General features: G+C 53.4%; 17 protein-coding genes. 4 read left to right on the forward strand and 13 right to left on the reverse strand.

The genetic code is table 11. The annotated features are described in order from the left end of the window. The first annotated feature begins 5 nt into the window (after positions 1-5). Both ydeE and GJ746_RS13415 read left to right on the forward strand, forming a co-directional pair. The gene (gene ydeE / locus GJ746_RS13410; RefSeq protein WP_154680655.1) at positions 6-1,199 is read left to right on the forward strand and encodes an efflux MFS transporter YdeE; all 1,194 of its coding nucleotides are present in this window, start codon (positions 6-8) and stop codon (positions 1,197-1,199) included. A 116-nt stretch (positions 1,200-1,315) separates the two neighbouring features. Continuing rightward, entirely contained in the window at positions 1,316-1,786 is a 471-nt protein-coding gene (locus GJ746_RS13415; protein ID WP_154680656.1) for a helix-turn-helix domain-containing protein, read from the forward strand. Between the two features lie 156 nt (positions 1,787-1,942). Here the strand turns inward: GJ746_RS13415 and urtE are convergent, their stop codons facing one another. The 7 genes from urtE to GJ746_RS13450 form a co-directional block, all read right to left on the reverse strand. Then, on the reverse strand, positions 1,943-2,641 hold the full coding sequence (urtE, locus tag GJ746_RS13420) for an urea ABC transporter ATP-binding subunit UrtE (RefSeq protein ID WP_154680657.1): 699 nt from the start codon (positions 2,639-2,641) through the stop codon (positions 1,943-1,945). A gap of 9 nt (positions 2,642-2,650) precedes the next feature. Next, complete coding sequence (urtD, locus tag GJ746_RS13425; RefSeq protein ID WP_154680658.1) at positions 2,651-3,448, reverse strand: urea ABC transporter ATP-binding protein UrtD; 798 nt, start codon at positions 3,446-3,448, stop codon at positions 2,651-2,653. Next, complete coding sequence (urtC, locus tag GJ746_RS13430) at positions 3,448-4,521, reverse strand: urea ABC transporter permease subunit UrtC (protein ID WP_154680659.1); 1,074 nt, start codon at positions 4,519-4,521, stop codon at positions 3,448-3,450. The genes urtD and urtC overlap by 1 nt, the downstream gene beginning before the upstream one ends. Further along, positions 4,521-6,095 carry an urea ABC transporter permease subunit UrtB gene (urtB, locus tag GJ746_RS13435; protein ID WP_154680660.1) on the reverse strand — a complete coding sequence of 525 codons (1,575 nt, stop codon included), beginning with the start codon at positions 6,093-6,095 and terminating at the stop codon, positions 4,521-4,523. The genes urtC and urtB overlap by 1 nt, the downstream gene beginning before the upstream one ends. 83 nt (positions 6,096-6,178) lie before the next feature. After that, a complete protein-coding gene (gene urtA / locus GJ746_RS13440) occupies positions 6,179-7,450 on the reverse strand; it encodes an urea ABC transporter substrate-binding protein (RefSeq protein WP_154680661.1) in 1,272 nt (423 codons plus the stop codon). 174 nt (positions 7,451-7,624) lie between these two features. Then, positions 7,625-8,728 (reverse strand): cobalamin-independent methionine synthase II family protein, encoded by a 1,104-nt coding sequence (locus tag GJ746_RS13445; protein ID WP_154680662.1) that lies wholly within the window; start codon positions 8,726-8,728, stop codon positions 7,625-7,627. Positions 8,729-8,877: 149 nt separating this feature from the next. Beyond that, positions 8,878-9,270, reverse strand: coding sequence for a rhodanese-like domain-containing protein (locus GJ746_RS13450; RefSeq protein ID WP_154680663.1), 393 nt, complete (start codon positions 9,268-9,270; stop codon positions 8,878-8,880). Positions 9,271-9,337: 67 nt separating this feature from the next. Between GJ746_RS13450 and ftrA the strand changes: the two genes are divergently transcribed. After that, positions 9,338-10,348, forward strand: coding sequence for a transcriptional regulator FtrA (ftrA, locus tag GJ746_RS13455; RefSeq protein ID WP_154680664.1), 1,011 nt, complete (start codon positions 9,338-9,340; stop codon positions 10,346-10,348). Positions 10,349-10,483: 135 nt separating this feature from the next. Then, on the forward strand, positions 10,484-10,579 hold the full coding sequence (gene mgtS / locus GJ746_RS13460) for a protein MgtS (RefSeq protein ID WP_049089018.1): 96 nt from the start codon (positions 10,484-10,486) through the stop codon (positions 10,577-10,579). A gap of 134 nt (positions 10,580-10,713) precedes the next feature. On the opposite strand, the gene GJ746_RS13465 is transcribed toward mgtS, so the two are convergent. From GJ746_RS13465 to GJ746_RS13485, 6 genes are all read right to left on the reverse strand, one after another. Beyond that, positions 10,714-11,082, reverse strand: coding sequence for a DUF596 domain-containing protein (locus tag GJ746_RS13465; protein WP_227852651.1), 369 nt, complete (start codon positions 11,080-11,082; stop codon positions 10,714-10,716). Between the two features lie 15 nt (positions 11,083-11,097). Further along, entirely contained in the window at positions 11,098-13,722 is a 2,625-nt protein-coding gene (locus GJ746_RS25630) for a DUF637 domain-containing protein (RefSeq protein WP_413773402.1), read from the reverse strand. A 53-nt stretch (positions 13,723-13,775) separates the two neighbouring features. Further along, positions 13,776-16,430: a filamentous hemagglutinin N-terminal domain-containing protein gene (locus GJ746_RS25635; protein WP_413773403.1), complete on the reverse strand. Its 2,655-nt coding sequence runs from the start codon at positions 16,428-16,430 to the stop codon at positions 13,776-13,778. A 53-nt stretch (positions 16,431-16,483) separates the two neighbouring features. Further along, positions 16,484-18,127 carry a ShlB/FhaC/HecB family hemolysin secretion/activation protein gene (locus tag GJ746_RS13475; protein ID WP_227852668.1) on the reverse strand — a complete coding sequence of 548 codons (1,644 nt, stop codon included), beginning with the start codon at positions 18,125-18,127 and terminating at the stop codon, positions 16,484-16,486. A gap of 348 nt (positions 18,128-18,475) precedes the next feature. Further along, positions 18,476-19,507 carry a methionine synthase gene (locus GJ746_RS13480; RefSeq protein WP_154680666.1) on the reverse strand — a complete coding sequence of 344 codons (1,032 nt, stop codon included), beginning with the start codon at positions 19,505-19,507 and terminating at the stop codon, positions 18,476-18,478. Between the two features lie 27 nt (positions 19,508-19,534). Continuing rightward, on the reverse strand, positions 19,535-20,512 hold the full coding sequence (locus tag GJ746_RS13485; RefSeq protein WP_154682725.1) for a DUF1852 domain-containing protein: 978 nt from the start codon (positions 20,510-20,512) through the stop codon (positions 19,535-19,537). Positions 20,513-20,691 lie beyond the last annotated feature (179 nt).

Consider the following 20,691-nt stretch of genomic DNA (forward strand, 5'->3'; position numbering starts at 1 on the left):
AAAAAATGATACCGACACTCAGGCGCTCAACCGCAGCGCTGCTGGCTTCGTCGTTGCTGTTAACTATTGGCCGTGGCGCAACATTGCCATTTATGACTATCTACCTCACCCGCCAGTACCAGCTGGAGGTGGATAAAATCGGCTACGCCCTGTCGGCGGCGCTGATCGTTGGCGTACTGTTCAGCATGGGTTTTGGCATTCTCGCCGATAAGTTCGACAAAAAGCGCTATATGACCCTCGCCGTGCTGGCGTTTATTGGCGGTTTTATCGCTATTCCGCTGGTTAATAGCGTCGCGCTGGTGGTGTTTTTCTTCGCCCTGATTAACTGCGCCTATTCGGTGTTCTCAACCGTACTGAAAGCGTGGTTCGCCGACGTGCTGACACCTGAAAAGAAGGCGCAGATATTTTCCCTCAATTATACCTTTCTCAATATTGGCTGGACCGTCGGGCCGCCTCTCGGCACCCTGCTGGTGATGCACAGCATTAACCTGCCGTTCTGGCTGGCGGCCGGCTGCGCCGCGCTGCCGCTGGTATTTATTCAGCTGTTTGTGCAACGTACCAGCGCCGCGATTGCTCAGGATAACGCTGTTCAGTGGTCGCCTTCGGTGCTGCTTCGCGATCGCGCACTGCTGTGGTTTACCCTCTCCGGCCTGCTGGCCTCCTTTGTCGGCGGCTCTTTTGCATCCTGTATTTCCCAGTACGTGCTGGTAGTGGCCGATAGCGATTTTGCCGAGAAAGTGGTTGCGGTGGTGCTGCCGGTCAACGCCGCCGTGGTGGTGGCGCTGCAGTACGCCGTCGGTCGTCGTCTTACCGCGCGCAATATTCGGCCACTGATGACCTTCGGAACAGTTTGCTTCGTGCTGGGGCTGGGCGGTTTCGTTATTTCCGATAATAGCCTGCTGCTGTGGGGCGTTTCCGCCGCAATCTTTACCCTCGGAGAGGTTATCTACGCACCGGGTGAATACATGCTGATCGATAACATAGCGCCGCCTGGCATGAAGGCCAGCTACTTTTCCGCCCAGTCGCTGGGCTGGCTGGGGGCGGCGTTTAACCCGATGCTGACCGGAACGATTTTGACCCATCTGCCGCACTGGTCGCTGTTTGTGATACTGATGCTGGCTATTATTGCCGCATGGCTGATGATTTTCCGTGGAATGAACGTTCGTCCGTGGAATGATGGGGCGGTCGTCCGTGCCTGAGCCCGGGCGCCGTATGGCTGTCAGGCTGCTGTCGTCTCCCTGTCGGGTTTCGATCGTGGTGCCTGACAGCCAGTGAAGTAATACTCGATCTCAGGTTTTACCCGGAGAGAGAAACAATGAACAGTAGTAATCAGGTTAAACAATTACGTTTACAGCGCGCCTGGTCGCAGGAACAGCTGGCCGAACTGGCGGGCGTGAGCGTGCGGACCATTCAGCGCATTGAAAATGGCGACCGGCCTGCCCTGGAGACGCTTAGCGCGCTGGCGGCGGTGTTTGAAGTTAACGTCGCTGAGATTAGCGGCGATTCACCGGAGGGTCATGAAGAGTCGCTGGATTTACGCATTGAGCAGGCCAAAGCGCGCGTCGAACAAGAAAGCCGTTTTTTCCGTTCTTTGTCCGTGGCCGTAGTGGTTTGCGCCCTGCTGGCAGTGCTGAACTGGCTGACCGGTTCCGGGAGCTACTGGTCCGTCTGGGTGGCGATTATCTGGGGAGCGCTGCTGGCGGTTAAGGGATTGCGCTTGTTTGTGTTTGGCGAATGGATCAATAGCTGGCGTCAGGCGCGCCTGCAGCGGCTGCTGCGCAAGTAATCCGCTGAACTATGGTGCGCGCTTCTCCCGGGGGCGGCGCAAAGCGCCTTGCCCGGGCTACGGATCCATTGCCGTCTGCGAGCGGTAGCCCGGACGGGACCTGTAGCCCGGCTAAGCGCAGCGCGAGCCGGGGAGAGGCCGCCATCCGGGAAGGGCTTATATGGCGACCATCCCGCGGACCCCTTCGGCTTCCATATCACCCCCGCTGCCCTGCTGAATAATCGCGCCGCGCGACATCACCAGGTAGCGGTCCGCCAGCCCGGCGGCAAAATCATAGAACTGCTCGACCAGCAGGATCGCCATATCTCCGCGGTTCGCCAGCTGACGAATAACCTCGCCAATCTCTTTAATCACCGACGGCTGGATCCCCTCCGTCGGCTCATCAAGAATCAACAGCTGCGGACGGCTGGCCAGCGCGCGGCCGATCGCCAGCTGCTGCTGTTGCCCACCGGAAAGATCGCCCCCGCGCCGCTGCTTCATGGTTTTCAGCACCGGAAACAGCTGATAAATCTCCTCCGGCACCGACCGCGCGTCGCGGGCGGGAAAGCGCGACAGCCCCATCAGCAGATTCTCCTCGACCGTCAGCCGGGGAAAAATTTCGCGCCCCTGCGGCACGTAGGCAATCCCCGACTGCACCCGCTGGTGCGGCTTACGATGCGTGATATTCTTCTCCTGCCACAGCACCTTGCCGCTGCGCGCCGGAATAAGCCCCATCAGACATTTCAGTAAGGTGGTTTTGCCCACCCCATTGCGCCCGAGCAGACAGGTGACCTCCCCCTGGCGGGCGGTAAAATCCACCCCGCGCAGAATGTGGCTGCCGCCATAGTATTGATGTAACTGATTAACCTGTAGCATCCGCGCTCCTTAGCGTCCGAGATAAACTTCAATCACCTGCTCATTGGCCTGCACCTCACGCAACGATCCTTCCGCCAGCACCTGCCCCTGATGCAGCACCGTTACCCGGTCGGCGATGGTCTCGACAAATCCCATATCATGCTCGACCACCATCAGCGAATGCCGCCCGGCCAGGGTGCGAAACAGCTCGGCGGTGTACTCCGTTTCAGCGTCGGTCATTCCGGCGGCGGGCTCGTCCAGCAGCAGCAGGTGCGGCTCCTGCACCAGCAGCATACCGATTTCCAGAAACTGCTTTTGCCCATGCGAGAGAAGCCCAGCCGGACGATAACGCTCAGCCTCCAGCCGCAGCAGGAGCAGGATTTCACTAATTCGGTCGGTTTGCTCGCCGTTGAGGCGCGCCCGCAGGCTGGCCCACACCGACTTATCGCCTTTCATCGCCAGTTCGAGATTTTCCGTTACCGTCAGCGCCTCAAATACCGTTGGTTTTTGAAACTTGCGCCCGATACCCTGCCGGGCGATGGCGATGGGATCCAGGGTCATTAAGTCTACCGACTGATCGTAAAGCGCCCTGCCGCTCTGCGGCCGGGTTTTGCCGGTAATGACATCCATCAGGGTGGTTTTACCGGCGCCGTTGGGGCCAATCACGCAGCGCAGTTCGCCGACGCCAATCTGCAACGACAGATTGGTCAGCGCCTGAAAACCGTCAAAATTAACGTTAATTTCCTCCAGCTGCAGCACCGGGTCGGTCTGCTCGCGAAAACGGTCCGTGGGCAGCTGACGGGTAAAGAGTTCTTCATTCGGTTGCATCAGCGATCTCCCTTACGCAGCAGGCCGATAACCCCTCGCGGTAAAAACAGCGTCACGATGATAAAGATCAGCCCGAGAAACAGCTGCCAGTATTCCGGCATAGCCATGGTAAAGTAGCTTTTCGCGCCGTTGACCAGACCCGCGCCAAGCACCGGGCCGATTAGGGTTCCACGACCGCCCAGCGCCACCCAGATTGCCGCTTCGATAGAGTTGGTCGGCGACATTTCGCTGGGGTTGATAATCCCGACCTGCGGCACGTACAGCGCCCCCGCCAGGCCGCACAGCACGGCGGAAAGCGTCCAGACCAGCAGCTTAAATCCACGCGGATCGTAGCCGCAGAACATCAGGCGGTTTTCAGCATCACGCACCGCCGTCAGCACGCGGCCAAATTTACTTTGCGCCAGAAAATAGCCAATCCACAGAGTAAGCAACAGCAGCAGCACCGTTGCCATAAACAGCGCCGCACGCGTGCCAATAGCGGTAACGGGGAAACCGAGCAGCGTGGTAAAGCCGGTAAATCCGTTGTTACCGCCAAAGCCGGTTTCGTTGCGGAAAAACAGCAGCATGCCGGCGTAGGTCAGCGCCTGGGTCATAATCGAAAAATAGACGCCTTTGATTTTCGAGCGGAAAGCGAACCAACCGAAAAACAGCGCCAGCAGACCGGGCACCAGCACCACCAGCAGCATCGCCCAGGCGAAATGCTGGGTGCCCCACCAGAACCAGGGCAGCTCGCTCCACGACAGAAACGACATAAAGGCCGGTAGCCCATCTCCCGCCGCCTGACGCATCAGGTACATGCCCATGGCGTAGCCGCCGAGGGCAAAAAATATCCCGTGGCCGAGCGAGAGCATCCCGGCATACCCCCAGACCAGATCCAGCGCCACGGCAACAATGGCGTAGCAAAGGATCTTGCCGATGAGCGTCAGCAGCCAGGCGGAGACCGCCAGCGGATGCGTGGCGGGCAGGAGCGCCAGAAACGGCATACTCAATAGAGCGAGCAGCAGCAGGACGCCGAGCCACTGCAGCGGACGCGGCGCTTTACGCGCCAGCGTTAAGGTAATGGGCTGGCTCATCAGTCAATAACCCTCCCTTTGAGAGCGAACAGTCCCTGGGGACGTTTCTGAATAAACAGGATAATCAGCACCAGGATAAGGATCTTGCCCAGCACGGCCCCCATTTGCGGTTCAAGAATTTTGTTAAAAATGCCGAGACCAAACGCCGCCGCCACGCTGCCGGCCAGCTGACCGACGCCGCCCAGTACCACCACGAGGAAGGAGTCGATGATGTAGCCCTGGCCCAGTTCCGGACCGACGTTGCCGAGCTGCGACAGCGCGACGCCGCCGAGTCCGGCAATCCCGGAGCCAAGACCAAATGCCAGCATATCGACCCGCCCGGTAGGAACGCCGCAGCAGGCGGCCATCGCGCGGTTTTGCGTCACCGCCCGCACGTTCATCCCCAGGCGGGTTTTGTTCAGCGTCAGCCAGGTGAAAAGCAGCACCAGCAGCACAAAGGCCAGCACCGCCAGACGGTTCCACGGCAGAATAAGATTCGGCAGGACCTGCACGCCGCCGGAGAGCCATGCCGGATTGGCCACCTCAACGTTCTGTGCGCCAAACAGCATCCGCACCAGCTGGATCAGCATCAGGCTGATGCCCCAGGTCGCCAGCAGCGTCTCCAGCGGACGGCCATAGAGATGACGAATCACGGTGCGCTCCAGCGCCATACCGATGCCGCCGGTTATCAGAAACGCCACAGGCAGCGCAATCAGCGGGTAGAAAGCCAGCCACTGCGGAGCCAGCTGCGCCAGCGCCTGCTGAACCATCCAGCAGCTGTAGGCGCCGATCATCAGCATCTCGCCGTGGGCCATATTGATAACGCCTAACAGACCGTAGGTAATTGCCAGACCAAGCGCGGCAAGCAACAGGACGGAGCCGAGCGATAGCCCCGTAAACGCCTGGCCAAGAAGCTCACCCAGCCGGAGTCGGTGTTCAATTTTGTTCAGGCTCTCCCGGGCCGCGGCACGGATCGCCGGATCCGGCTCATGTTGCGCATCGGTATAGGGCGACAGCAGCGCCTGCGTTGCCGGCTCGGCGGAATGACCGAGCAGTTCTATGGCCGCCAGCCGCTGTGCGGGCCGGGGACTGGCGAGCTGCAGGCGAGCAAGCGCAATTTCCAGCTGTGATTTCACCGCGTCGTCGTTCTCCTCCGCCAGCCGCTGCTGTAGCAGGCCCGCCATCTCCGGCGTCGCTTCCCTCTGGAGCGTTTTCGCCGCCGCGGCCCTTTCCGTGACGTTGTCACTTAAAAGCAGATGACTTGCCAGCGCGCCTGCCGCCAGGTTGCGCAGGCGATTGGTCAGGCGCACCGGTTTTGTCCCCCCTTCAGGTGCCGAAACCGCCCCCAGCGCCAGCAAATTTTCACCCTGCTTGCTGAAGGCATGACCGCCGTTATCCAATTGTAATGTTTCATCTTTTAGCGCCCGCAGCAGCGGTAAACGCGACGCCTGGGGCGCGCTGGCCCACTGCTCAAGCAGCTGAGCCTGCTGGCTGCGGCTGGCGGCCACGAAATCGTCGGCGTCCGCTGCCTGCGCTCGCCACGGCATCAATACCATTAACAGCGCGAAATAACACATGAGGCGCAATGCGTTCATGGTCGTTCTCCTTTTCAGGGAAATTCGGGCCCTGGGCCCGCAAGACAGAATCAATAGCCCCGGCGCTATGCCGGGGATAACGCTTAGTTACTGGCGGTTTTTACCGGGCTATCCGGTTTTTTGTCGTTACCGGCAATCCACGGGCTCCACGGCTGGGCGCGTACCGGCTCTTCGGTCTGCCAGACCACGTTGAACTGACCGTTGTTTTCGATTTCGCCGATCATTACCGGCTTGTGCAGATGATGGTTAGTCGCATCCATCGTCAGGGTAAAGCCCGACGGCGCTTTAAAGGTCTGCCCGGCCATCGCTGCGCGCACCTTGTCAACGTCGGTGGTGCCCGCTTTAGTCACCGCCTGCGCCCACATATGCAGGCCAACCCAGGTGGCTTCCATCGGGTCATTGGTCACCACGGTATCGGCATTCGGTAGCTTGTGGGCTTTGGCGTACGCGCGATAATCGGCGACAAACTGTTGGTTGGTTGGGTTATCAACGGATTCAAAGTAGTTCCACGCCGCCAGATTGCCGACCAGCGGTTTCGTATCAATACCGCGCAGCTCTTCCTCACCGACGGAGAATGCCACCACCGGTACATCGGTTGCCTTCAGGCCCTGGTTGGCCAGCTCCTTATAGAAGGGGACGTTGGAATCGCCGTTAATGGTGGAAACCACCGCCGTTTTGCCACCTGCGGAGAATTTCTTGATGTTAGCGACGATAGTCTGGTAGTCGCTATAGCCGAATGGGGTGTAAACCTCTTCGATGTCTTTGTCCTGAATGCCTTTGCCGTGCAGGAAAGCGCGGAGAATTTTGTTGGTAGTGCGCGGGTAGACATAATCGGTGCCCAGCAGGAAGAAGCGTTTCGCCCCGCCACCGTCTTCGCTCAGCAGATATTCCACCGCCGGGATCGCCTGCTGGTTTGGCGCCGCGCCGGTGTAGAAAACGTTGGGCGACATCTCTTCACCTTCATACTGCACCGGATAGAACAGCAGACCGTTTAACTCTTCGAATACCGGGAGAACCGATTTTCGCGACACCGAAGTCCAGCAGCCGAACACCGCCGCGACTTTATCCTGCGTCAGCAGCTGACGCGCTTTTTCGGCAAACAGCGGCCAGTTTGAGGCCGGGTCCACCACCACCGGCTCGAGTTTTTTACCCAGCACACCGCCTTTGGCGTTGATATCGTCGATAGCCATCAGGGCGACATCTTTGAGCGGGGTTTCGGAAATCGCCATCGTTCCGGAAAGTGAATGCATAATCCCGACTTTAATGGTATCGGCGGCATAAACCGGCAAGGAGAAGCCCATGCTGATGACAGAGGCGGAGAGAGCAAAAGCTTTTAATAGTGTTCGACGCTGCATGTGTGTCACTCCTGAATAGCGCAAAAACAAAAATGAATTAACGACTAACCGGAAGTGATAAGGCAAAAACGGTGCCAGGTTGCAAAGTAGCCTGAAAGCGCGATGGGATACGAGAGAACGAAAGGGTCGCGCGCAGCGTTGCCTTAAAATAGTGCAACGCTGCGCTATAAAGAATTACCAGACCTGGGCGGCGATGCCGGTGACCAGACGGACTTTATCCCACTGCTGGGCTTCCGTCAGCGAGTTCCCCTCTTCGGTGGAGGCAAAACCGCACTGCGGGCTGAGGCAAATTTGCGCCAGCGGAACGTACTGCGCCGCCTCCAGCAGACGCGCCTTCACGCCTTCCGGGTTTTCCAGCTCGCCATTTTTGGTGGTGATCAGACCCAGTACTACCTGCTGCTGACCGGGGCGAATAAAGCGCAGCGGCGCGAAGTCGCCGGAGCGGTCGTTATCATATTCGAGGAAGAACGCATCGACATTAACGCCGCCGAACAGGACTTCAGCGACCGGCTCGTAGCCGCCTTCGGATATCCAGGTTGAGCGGAAGTTGCCGCGGCAAACGTGCAGGCCGACGGTCAGATCGTTCGGTTTCCCTTCAAGGGCTTTATTCAGCACGCTGGCATAAATGCGCGCCAGCTCATCCGGATCTTCGCCGCGATCGCGCACCTGCTGGCGCTGTTCATCGGAACACAGATAGGCCCAGACGGTATCATCCAGCTGTAAATAGCGGCAGCCTGCATCGTAGAAGGCACGGATGGTATCGCGCCATGTGGTCGCGAGATCATCGAAATAGTCGGCAAGGTCTGGATAAACGGTCGCATCGATATCTTTCCGCCCGCCGCGGAAGTGCAGCACGCTCGGGCTGGGAATGGTCATTTTCGGCTGCGCATTACCGCTGATGCTCTTCAGATAGCGGAAATCTTCCAGCATCGGATGATCGCCAAAGGCCAGTTTGCCGGTGACGCGAACTCCGTGCGCTTTAGTCTGTACTCCGTTGAATTGAATACCCTTTTCAGAGTCGTAGCGTTCTACGCCCTGCAAACCATCAAAGAAATCAAAGTGCCACCAGGCGCGGCGAAATTCCCCGTCGGTCACCACGTGTAGTCCGCATTCGCACTGCTGCTGGACCAGATGACGTATCGCCTCATTTTCTATCTGCCGCAGCTGCTGCGCGTCAATAGCGCCTGCGGCCAGCTGCTGACGGGCCTGTTTTATGGCGTCCGGACGTAAAAAACTGCCGACGATATCTGCGCGGAACGGGGCCTGATGACGTTGCATGGTGTCTCCTTAGCGGCGGGCAAGGTTAATTGCCCACCGTGATAGTTCATTATTTGAATTTTTAGACTTCTGGATGGCTATATATCCAGATATTGTCATGCAGACGATGCATCGGCAAACGAGAATATTTCATGGCATATGAAATAAATTCATTTTGCGAAAGGCAATCCTTCATCTTCCCAGCCGGTCAGACCGCCGAGCATCATTTTTACCGGCCGTCCAAGCAGGGCTAGCTTCATCGCGGCAACGTCCGCTCCATTGCAGTGCGGCCCGGCGCAGTAAACAACAAACAGCGTATCCAGAGGCCACTGCGCCATTCTGGCTTCATCTATTTGCCGATGCGGTAAATGCAGGGCTCCCGGAATATGACGACGGGCAAAAGTTTCTTCACTACCGACGACGTGCAGCAGAACGAAATCTGTGTCCCCTTCACGCATTGCGCTGTACACATCGGCGCAGTCGGTCTCGAGGCTGAGCTTATGACGGAACCAGGCGGCAGCGTCGGATGAACTGGCGGGGGCAATTGTGGTTACAACACTCATGGCATCTTCTCCTTGTCTGTGATACCACTACTTTAATTAACCGCCTGCACAACATCTGCCGATAACCATGACTGAAAACGCTGAAATGATGACAATTTCATCCGTGACGCTGCCGCGACACCGGGTCATCGCCCTCGCCTATGATGGCCTCTGTACTTTTGAATTTGGCGTCGCCGTGGAGATTTTCGGCCTGCCGCGTCCGGAAATGGGCGACCGCTGGTATCACTTTGCGGTGGCCGCCGTCGATGAAGGCGAACTGCAGGCAACCGGCGGGATCCGTTTGATGACCGACGGTGGTATGGCGTTGTTACAAGAAGCGGATACCATCGTGGTGCCCGGCTGGCGCGGTATTGACTCTCCTGTGCCCCCTGCGCTTTGCGAAGCGCTCGTTGCCGCACATGCGCGAGGCTGCCGGATAATATCTATCTGTTCCGGAGTGTTCGTACTTGCTGCCGCCGGGCTGCTGAACGGTCGCCAGGCAACAACCCACTGGCGCTATACCGACCAGCTACGGGTGCGGTTTCCGCTGATAGAAGTGATTGATGATGTGCTGTACGTCGGTGCCGGAGGCGTGATGACCTCCGCGGGCAGCGCGGCAGGCATCGATTTATGCCTGCATCTGGTGCGTGAGGACTTCGGTATCGACGCGGCGAATCTCGTCGCCAGGCGTTTAGTGGTTTCCCCCCATCGCGACGGCGCTCAGGCGCAGCAGATTGTTCGCCCGGTGGCCAAAGCGCGGGAGAGCCAGCGGCTGGGGCAATTATTTGATTTTCTGCACCAGAACCTCGCCGCCAGCCACACCGTCGCATCGCTGGCGGCAAGAGCCGGCATGGGGCCACGGACGTTTTTGCGCCGTTTTGAAGACGCCACCGGCAAAACTCCCGCCCGCTGGCTGCTTGATGAGCGCCTGCTGCGCGCTACTCAGCACTTAATCCATAGCCGACTGAGCGTTGAGCAGATTGCCGAGCTTTGCGGTTTCTCAAACGCCAGCACCCTGCGCCACCACTTTCGCCAGCAGTTTGCGCTTAGTCCGTTGCAGTATCGCAAGAGAATGCAGGTTGATAAAAACGCGGTGTAATTGATCAGATAAATAATCACTTCAGGCAATTTGTTAAGCATTTGTTTAGATTTCTCGAGTTAAAATCTATCCAACAACCGTAAACCTGTTCAATGAGGACAACATAGCGCATAGCAAAACTAATGGAGGTTAATCATGCTGGGAAATATGCATGTATTTATGGCAGTTCTGGGAACCATCGTGTTCTTTGGATTTCTTGCCGCGTATCTAAGCCACAAATGGGATGACTGATGAACGACGCTAATCCCCACCCGTAAACGCCCCCTGCTGCAGATGCACCAGGGGGCGTTCTATTTTGGCCTACTGATCAAACCTCACAAGACTCCTGAAACCTTCATTTGTGAATGAAGTTTCAGCAGGTTCGATCAGGTCCAGTCAAGGCTTCCATCTCTCTTCACCCAGACAATACCTGCCGGGCAAGCTTCACTTAAAAACCAAAACCCTTCAAAAGCATCACAGTCCATATCATCTTCATTTTTGGGAAATGCTACTTCAAAAGCCTCTATCTGCTCGTCGATGCTTCCTGAAAGAAACTTACCATGGCGAGCAAGTTTTATCTCACCATCCTCTAGCAAACGCCCAATAAACCAGATATAAAGCGCTTTCTCTTCTTTATAAGATAGCTTATAGATACCATCTACACTTGCTGGGTCGATATTTTTCCATAACATGGTAGTAGAAGCCCCTCGAAGAAACTCTTTCCTTTCCTGATATTGTTTTTCGGTTAAATACATCACTCACCTCTTCTACTATCTAAATTTTACTTCAAATCTATTTAATGATGTTTTGGAGGCAGCTTTAATATCGGCGTTCCCAATAATTTCAATTGTCCACCTTGCTCCGGTTTTCTCTGCTGAAGCGGAAAAATTTCGAAGATTGATTGTTTGATTATCATTTATTTTTGCATACATCAGTCTTCCGTCTGGAAGAATCTGCTCTTTAAATGGTACACCACCAGTTAGAGAGGTAGCAAAGCTAATAATTTCATCTTCAGTTAACTTTTCTGCAGCAAAAACTTTAGTTTTACCTCTGGTATCACTACCTCCAGGCCCCAAAACTTGTTGCAAAGGTTTCCCAAAAACATTTAGTTCAGCTTTAGGGTTTTGTTTGTTAAAAATACTTACTAATTTGTCAATGTTATCTTTCTGTAGGCTTTTGACATAATCGGCCGTTTTCGTCGACAAATTAGCTCCAGCTGCTGTTTCGCCTTTAATAAAACCAGCAACAGGCTGAAGGTTTAATGTCTTTGTTATATTCAGCTCATCATAGGCCTTCACCAACTGCTGTGAAAGCTTCTTCACGCTGTCTGCGGTTTTCCCGACAATCAGCGTACTGGTAGTGGTAATGGCCCCGGTACCGATAAGTGCTTCTGGTGCCACAATATCTGCCGCATAAATACCCGCCTGATTCAGGCAGAGCGCAGGATTTGTTTTACAACCTGCGATAACCAGTTTTGCCGCCAGAACCAGCTCGGGTGCCGCACCAACCAGAGTCATACCACCTGCCGTCAGCGCCATCCCTCCGCCGCTGGCAGCAGCCACAATAATCGCCGCTTCCCGCCGGGCTTGAACACGTTTAGCTGCTTCCTTATCCCCTTTATCTGCCGCCAGAATATCCCGCTGATTGTCCAGTGCATACTGCTGCAACATATGTTCCGTCATGTTGTAGCGGTATACGTTCTGAGCACTATCCGCACCGCTGTATACACCTTCTGGTGTGTGCGTAATCAGCGCACCAGTCAACGCGCCAATAACGCGTGCCGTCTGCTCTTTTGCTGCGTTACCATTTAAGGCCTCCTGCAACCGTACTAGCTGACGTTCCCGTTCATTCAGATTAGCTGGTTCAAACATCGAGCTTTGCATAATGACCCCTGCCAGCTCTGCAGCCAGAGCTCCGGCAGCGGCCCCTTTCCCGTCACCACGACCAATTTCTGCGCTGATACCCGCAACTACAGCATGACTCAGTAATTTACCCGGTATACCCAGTACCTCACCGTTATCGCCAATCAGCCCGGCCCCTTCGGCATTAATCTGGTTGCCAATATTCGCCAACAAAGCGTTAGTCAGGTTGTTCTTAAAACTGCCGCCATTGATGGTGGTATTCAGACTGGAGCTGATAACCGACTGACCGGCCACGCGCTGGACAATTTTTCCCCATCCTTCGTTTCTGACCAGAGCTGGCAATCTTGCTTTATCGGGCGGAACATCAATATTCATGACTTTATCAAAGCCCGCCAGAGCACCGCCGATGACCATAGAGGTTGCCAGCGATTTAACCGAGCTACTGCTTCCCAGTGCCGACAACGTTTTTGACAGATTTCCCTGATTTTCAACCAAAGCCACGGCGGCCTGTGCCGCCAGCGAAGACATCCCGGCGGTGACTGCACCGGTCGTTACTGCGCCACCACCAACGGAAGAAGTTACTGAAGATGCAACTGTCGCCGACAGTGAGCTACCTGCCGTGGCCGCAGCAGCAGCTATAGCGATTACCGCCGCCACTGCCGGATTCAGGCTCTGACTTTTATAATTCCAGCTGTCGTAAGCATCCTTAACCGTATTCCACTGAACATCGCTGCGTGTGTTCAGTCCCTTTAACCACTCCGTACCTGGGAGTGCACCCAGAGCAGTGACCGCCCCCTTCAAAGCCTGACTATTTTTCGTTTTAACATCGGCGCTGATGCCACTCGCGGCATTAACTGTCAATTTTCCACCGGCATAAACAGATGGAAGCACCCATTTCCCTTCGCTGTAGCCCTTATTTGCCTGTTTGATATAGAAACCTTTCGAGGTGCTGACAGTCTGCTCGAAGGTGGTATTTTTTACAGCACGGAAATTGATTTTTCCGTTTGTACTGGTCAGCTTGGCGTTCTTTTTCGCCTCGATTTTACTGGCTTCATAGGTACTATCATCGCGGCTCAGCAGGCTGAGGTTCCCTCCCGCGATAAACTCGGTTACCCGATTGGTAGTGCTGTGTTTTGTTTGTTTGATAGTGGTTTTTTTACCCCACCATTTCCTCTTCGTGTTTTTTTTCTCATAATGGCTTGTTTCCTCCATTGCCTGGGCATAGAGCCAACTCCCTTTGGCCGCCACATCCATTGACCCCTTCGCTAGCAGGCGAGATGCCTGAAAAAGAATACTACCGCCTGATACAAGGGTCATCAGACCGCCAGCATTAAACACAGTGCCCTGCTGGGTCACAGTTTCGGTAAATGCGTTACCGCCTTCACGGTAAGTGTGATTTCGCACAGCTTCGAATCGCATATCCCGCCCTGAACTCAGGACCATGTTACCGCCGGAGGAAAATTTTGATCCGTAGGTTAGTAGCTGATTGTTAGCTGCAGCAGTCAGATTTTTCCCGGCAGTGAGTGTCGTCACTGCATGACGGTCGTCCTTGTTATTATCATTGGCATTATCGATTGTGGAGTAAGCTACATTTGATAACCAAAGATTCTGCCCGGCAGAAGATTGATATTTCCTTTTGCGGAAAGCGTTCCGCCCTGTGTCCCTACGTCACGGGCAGAGTTGATCAGAAGATTACCGCCCGCATGTACCTGACTTCCAAGCTCCGGAGTCCGGGAGCCAGCAAACGGATGGCCATAATTAAGGTCCAACGCTCTGTAATTCAGGTCAACATTGTGACCGGCTAACAGGGTGATATCTTTGCCCGCATTAATCCTGATGCCATGCAACGCAAGATAGCCACCGCTGCTCAACGTGACGGAATCCGTCGCGTTTAGAGCACCAGCATGGAGCAGATTACTGAAATATTTCATCTGCTGATCTGCCGAAAGATTTTCTCCCGGACGGTGACGCGTAAGGATGGTATCAGTCCTGTTTATCGAAATGCTGCCAGAAGATGTCAGACTGATATTGCGACTCTGTGGTGCCAGTAAGATATTATTCAGCGTAATGGCGCTGCCTGAGGTTAATGCAAGGTCACGAGAGGCTTGTAGCTTCCCGAGCCACCGAACGCCATCAGTGTGATAATAATTAGGCCGCTCGCTGGAGTGCACTTTTATTTCACCTGTACGACTTACAAGCGTAATATCCTGTCCCTTCAGTTCGCTCTGCCAGAAATCGATATTACCTCCAGCTAGCACTGAAATATCTTTCCCGGCGTTCATCATTGCCAGAGACAATGTAGCGAACGAATCTGTCTGAAGCGTAATATCTCCAGCAGCTTTCATCACATCGGTGCTAATAATACTTCCTGCTCTCAGCAGAATATTTTTGGCCGTAATTGTATCCGGTCGGGCTGCGACACTGGAATAGGGCACATTTGTGACCCATGGCTCATTACTTTCTATTCGCTCTGAAAAATCAGCGACCAGATTCCCGACAGCATTAAGTCGAGAAACCAGCAATCGGCCTGGCGTCCAGTCTGTTGTCTCTCCGGTATGGCGGAATTTCAGCACTTCCTTGCGGTGAAACGCCCCACCACCTGACACTCCGCCCTCAGGCTCCGGGGCGAGGCTATCAACATAGGGATTTTTTTCATAGATAAAATACTTACCCATTGTACCTTCAAAACGATTTTCATTAATAAATCTACGACCGGTAAGCACTGCATTGCGGCCTGCTGAAATATCTCCCAAACGATTAATCAGCTCTCCAGCATTAATATAAAGATTGTTACCCGCATTAATAACTGGACGGGTACCTTCAATAAGCACGGTATAATGTTGCTTTTCTGTCTGCAGGAAGGTCATTTTTTTGAAATCAACACTACCGAACCACTTATCTGGTTCCCCCTTATCCATCTCACCTACGACATGCCCTATTCCCTGACCAAGATTTCCCACAAACACAGGATGCCAACCCAAGCGGGAGTTTGATACCAGTGCTGTCTTGGGGCGCTCTGTAATGATCTTGGTGTTAGCCTTATTGATAGTATTTTCCAGCCGTTCTGCACGTATTACCAGATCACCAGTATTGGTCTGAATACGCGCAGAACGATTCTCCACCAGGGTGGCTTTATTACCCTGAGCATCTTTCTGAATCCAAAGATTATTATTACTATGCAGCGCCGCACCATTACCAGTATTGCGCACCGTGGAAGCGAAAACTCGCATATCCCCGCGGGAAGTGGTACTACTTCTGTTGTCCACGGTTGTGGCTGCCAGCGTCATATCACGTTCTGCACGCACGCTGCTTCCGGCGGGCGTGACAATTTCCTTCCCACTGACATTAAGATCGGTTTGCGCTTTGACGTTACTGAGGGTGATTTTTCCGGCAGTCGTCAGGGAAATATCACGCTGGGTAGAGGTAACGTTTTTCAGGTTAACTCCTACTCCAGCCTCGGTGGCAACAAGGCGGATTTTACCGGCATACATGCCGCCCAGAGCCTTAGTGTCAACGGCAAGCTGAGGTTTTGCTCCATCGCCGGTAATGGTCTTTATCGTGCCATCTTTAAAGCTAACCCGGTTCGCTCCCTGGGTCAGGGTAAGCGTTTTAGCGTTAATTTTGCCATTCAGTTCGGTTGCCCGACTGATAACATCAACATATTCCGCTCGGGTTCCGTCGAGACCGTTGCCGCCGATAATCACCGCGCCTTTTTTAACATCGAGCGCCTCAAGCGCTCCTTTTTTGTTAAACTGCGGCTTGCCGGTTGTCAGAGTCACTGAAGGAGTATTGATGAAACCGCAACCGTCGCAGGTAATACCGTTTGGATTGGCAATCATCACGCCGGCTTTGTTGCCAAAAACTTCCAGCTTTCCTTTCAGTTCAGAACGGTTACCGCTGGTCACCTCGTTAATAATGAGTTCGGCCGGTTTTCCCTTGAGTCTGGAATTACCGTTATCAAGGGTCACCCCTGACTGGGTCTTCCCACCTTGCGTTGCGTTATTTAATATCGCACCAGGGGCGCCAATATTAAAATCCTTATAGGTGTTGTGTGATATTCCAGCTGCGTTGGGCGTGGCGATATTCACCACCGGAACATTTCCCGGTTTAATCACCACTTGAGTATTTCCATTAGCAGCGGTAATACCCGCCGCAATAGCGGGATGCAAAGGCTGAACGGCTGTGAGGTATATCAATAGCCAGCTGGCCCCTCGGGCCAGCGGATGAGCAAGTTTATCCATATCTGAACATCCTGTATGACGGGGCCGTCATGGCCCCTGCTGTGTGCTGGCAGTTAAAGTGAAACCGTGGCCTGCCAGTAAACCACGTGTTTATCCGGAGTAATGGAGTCCGGCCAGGACAACGGGACACCTACAGTCAATGACTGAGAGAACCATTTGTCCGTGAGCTCCAGCCCAATCGATGTCCCAGTCAGCGTGCCACCTTCGGTTATTCCTCTCTGACGCACTACATGACCGATATCCAGGGCCCCCGTCGCTGACAGCTTTCCACCTGTAAACGGCAGCGTAAGCAACTGGCTAGTTAGTTCATTCCGCCAGTAACCTCCCCGATTACCTGACAGATACTGCTCTTTAAAACCCCTGACCGAATACTGTCCACCGACTGACAATCGTTCACTGGCATAAAGGTTGTCTGAAGTGGTCTGCCCATAGGCGGATGTGAGCCAGTACAGTGAGGGATTCAGTGGGTAAAACCAGCTTGTACTGGCGCTGAAGCGGCGAAATTCGCTGCAGGGCAGATCGGGGTGAGCAGGGTCATCTCGTGTTGCTCCGGCTAAAGAGAGTCCATGTGTTAAAGACGGACCGACTGTAAGATAGCCGCCGCCAATATTCCGGCTATAGCTTAAACCGACAGCCACGCTGCTGAGGGTCGGACTACTAACGTCAAGGAGCACGCCCCCAAGCCGATTTTCTGTCTCCCTGCGGGAAAGAGCCATATCCAGCGCCAGGCGTTGTTTACCATCTCGCAGCAATGTCCGGCTGGCGGCCAGTTGGTGTGACTGCACATGACCTTCATATCGCCAGCGGAGGGCGGTATCTCCGACAGACAGGGTCTGATAAAAATCAGACCACGCATACTGTGCGCTGAACAACCAATATCCGTAAGGAACCGATACGCCACCCTGAATGCTGCGGCTGCGCCTGTCGTGATGAAACTCGCTATCCCTTCCTGCTGACAGCGTCCATTGTTCTGCCAGCCTGAGTGGATTATCCACAATCAGGCGTGTATTCATCTGTCCGCTGCCGGTACTTTTCTGCCCGCTGTTATCGGCGCTAACATCCAGGCTCGCGGGAAAACGCCGGCTGAGCGATACCAGTTCTAAACGGGAATATCCCTCCCTTTGTCCCGGCACAATATCAACTGTCAGCGAACGAGAATTCAGGCGATTCAGCTGTTCCAGCCCCTGTTCAATGTCGCGGAGATTCAGTATCTGCCCTTCAACCTGCGGAAAAGCCATTTTCAGAGCATTTTCCTGAGAACCATCCAGAGTGATGGTCTCCACCTTCCCTTCAGTTACGGCGATGATCAGGTTCCCTGCTGAAATATCCTGTTCCGGCAACCAGGCGCGTGAGGTTATAAATCCTCGGGAAAGGTAATCCTGAGTAATATCCCGTACCCGCAGCTCTATTTGCTGGAGAGTCATGCACCCTTCCATTGGGATTGTCGTTAATTTTCGCTGCGCGGATAGCGGGAGAACCGTGACGTTTTCTAGCTGGATGTGTTGGACTTTAAAGCATTGCCCTGTCGATTCAGGAAGGAGAGTTTCGGGAAGTAATGGTGCTGGCGTGGAATTGCGGAGTATATCGCGCTGCTGCTGCGAATTTTCCAGTAACGCCTTTTGCTGTTGCTCAATGACATTCTGATCGACAGGGCTAAGTGGCGCTCCCGACACAGCGGTTGATAAAAAGCCAGTCAACAGAAATCCATGCCTGAGACAAGACAAACACGACATCAAAAACTCCATTTTCTGAAATGTTGTGAAATTTAATGTAATGATATGTAATTAAATGTCCATTTATTTTTCAAGGTTGTTTGATAGTTGTACCAGACATTAACAGCCGTAATTTGAAGAAACCTCTCCGCTTGCGGTTTGGTTGCTTTACTCAACAACGGCCGCCAGCCGGAGGTTTGCTAATATTCTGAAAGTGTTTTAGAGGGGGGAATTTGACATTGTTCGGGAATTGAAATGTAGTCAGGGGAAGATTCTGAAAAAACGTCGCCCCTGGAGTTTATTGCCCCCAGGAGCCATAATGAATAACTCGCTTTACTTAGCCTGCAACTCCTGGCGGATAAGCTCTGCCCCGGCGCTTAACGCGTTAAGCTTACCCGTTGCCACCCGGCGAGATAATGGAGCCATGCCGCAGTTGGTTGAAGGATAAAGCTTATCGGCATCAACAAACTGCAGCGCTTTACGTAAAGTCGCGGCGACTTCCTCCGGCGTTTCGATCGTATTGGTCGCTACATCGATAGCTCCGACCATTACTTTTTTACCGCGAATCAGTTCCAGCAAATCCATCGGCACGCGCGAGTTATGGCATTCCAGCGAGATGATATCGATATTCGAGGTTTGCAGTTTGGGAAACGCTTCCTCATATTGGCGCCACTCTGTGCCCAACGTTTTTTTCCAGTCGGTATTGGCTTTAATGCCATATCCATAACAGATATGAACCGCAGTTTCGCATTTGAGTCCTTCAATGGCTCTCTCTAGCGCCGCGATACCCCAATCATTGACCTCATCGAAAAATACGTTAAAAGCCGGTTCATCAAACTGAATAATATCGACGCCGGCCGCCTCTAACTCTCTGGCTTCCTGATTAAGTATTTTCGCAAATTCCCACGCCAGTTTTTCGCGACTTTTGTAGTGAGCGTCATAAAGCGTATCAATCATGGTCATCGGACCCGGCAGAGCCCACTTAATAGGCTGTCTGGTGAGCTGGCGTAAAAAACGGGCATCTTCGACGAACACTGGTTTTTGACGCTCAACGGCACCGACGACGGTAGGGACGCTCGCTTCATAACGATTGCGTATTTTCACCACCTCACGCTTTGCAAAATCAACGCCGCTAAGGTGCTCAATAAAAGTCGTAACAAAGTGCTGACGGGTTTGCTCACCATCGCTGACAATATCAATACCGGCGCGTAGCTGATCGAATAAGGATAAACTCAGCGCATCCCGTTTCCCCTCAATTAATTCGTCGTTCTCGAGTTTCCAGGGGGACCATAGTTTCTCTGGTTCGGCAAGCCAGGATGGTTTAGGTAAACTGCCAGCCGTTGATGTCGGTAATAATTTTTTCATAATAGATAGCCTTGTATATGCGATGTATTAAAGAGCGTTCTGAGCCGACCATTGCGCAAGAATATTTTTATACGGTTTAATAAAGTGCTCTTCAGTAAATTTACCCTGCTCAATAGCCAACTGGCTGCGCTCTTCCCGGTCATAAACGATTTTTGTCAACGAATGATCCTGATGATTAAGATCGGGCTGATAGCAGAGTCCGGCGGCAGAGTTCGCATTGTAGATCTCTGGGCGGTAGATCTTCTGGAACGTCTCCATCGTGCTGATGGTGCTTATCAATTCAAGGCTGGTGTAGTCGCTGAGTAAATCACCGGTAAAATAAAATGCCAAAGGCGCTACGCTGTTTTTCGGCATAAAATAGCGAACCTGCAGGCCCATTTTGCCAAAATATTGCTCAGTCAAAGATGAAGCATTTGGCCGGTATTCGATGCCCAATACCGGATGCTGATTCCCGGTCTGATGATAGGTGTCTTTGCTGGATACACTAAGGCAGATTACCGGTGATTTTTTGAAATGGGCCTGGTATTCCGCAGAGTTCACAAAATGTTTGAATATATTGCCATGTAAACCGCCAAAATCGTCTGGAATGCTGAAGCCTGCACGTTGTTTATTGTGCTCTGGCAACAGCACGCTAAAATCATAGTCCCGAACATATGAGGAGAAATTATTGCCGACGATCCCTTCAATACGCTTATTGATTTTTTTGTCAATAATGCTGGTTTGCAATATCTCAATTACCGGGAAAGTATCGCCGGTAGCCTCAATTTTCATTTCCACGGTAATAATTTCCAGCGTAACGGAATAGCGCGCGCTGTTCGGGTTATCCCAATGTGCCAGATTATTGAAACGGTTATCAATCATGGCCAGGGTGTTACGCAAATTTTGCTGGCGATTTTTCCCGCGGGCGAGATTTGCAAAGTTCGTGGTAATACGCGTGCTTTCCGAAGGGTTATAGTTTTCATCAAAAAGAGTGCGTTTAATAGTAAATGTAAAATCTGTATTCATGGCGATCTTGCATCCTGATTTTGCAATGAAAACTGAGCGCGGTGCTGGCATACAGCATTAAACGGTGTGCTCTACAATCGTCTTCATGTTGCCAATAAGTTAATTTTGACTAATTTATGCCAGAGCCCGGGAATGAGTGAAAGCGACTTAATTTCATCGCGACATGAGTCATTTTCATG

The organism is Klebsiella oxytoca (assembly GCF_009707385.1).
GTDB lineage: Bacteria > Pseudomonadota > Gammaproteobacteria > Enterobacterales > Enterobacteriaceae > Klebsiella > Klebsiella oxytoca_C.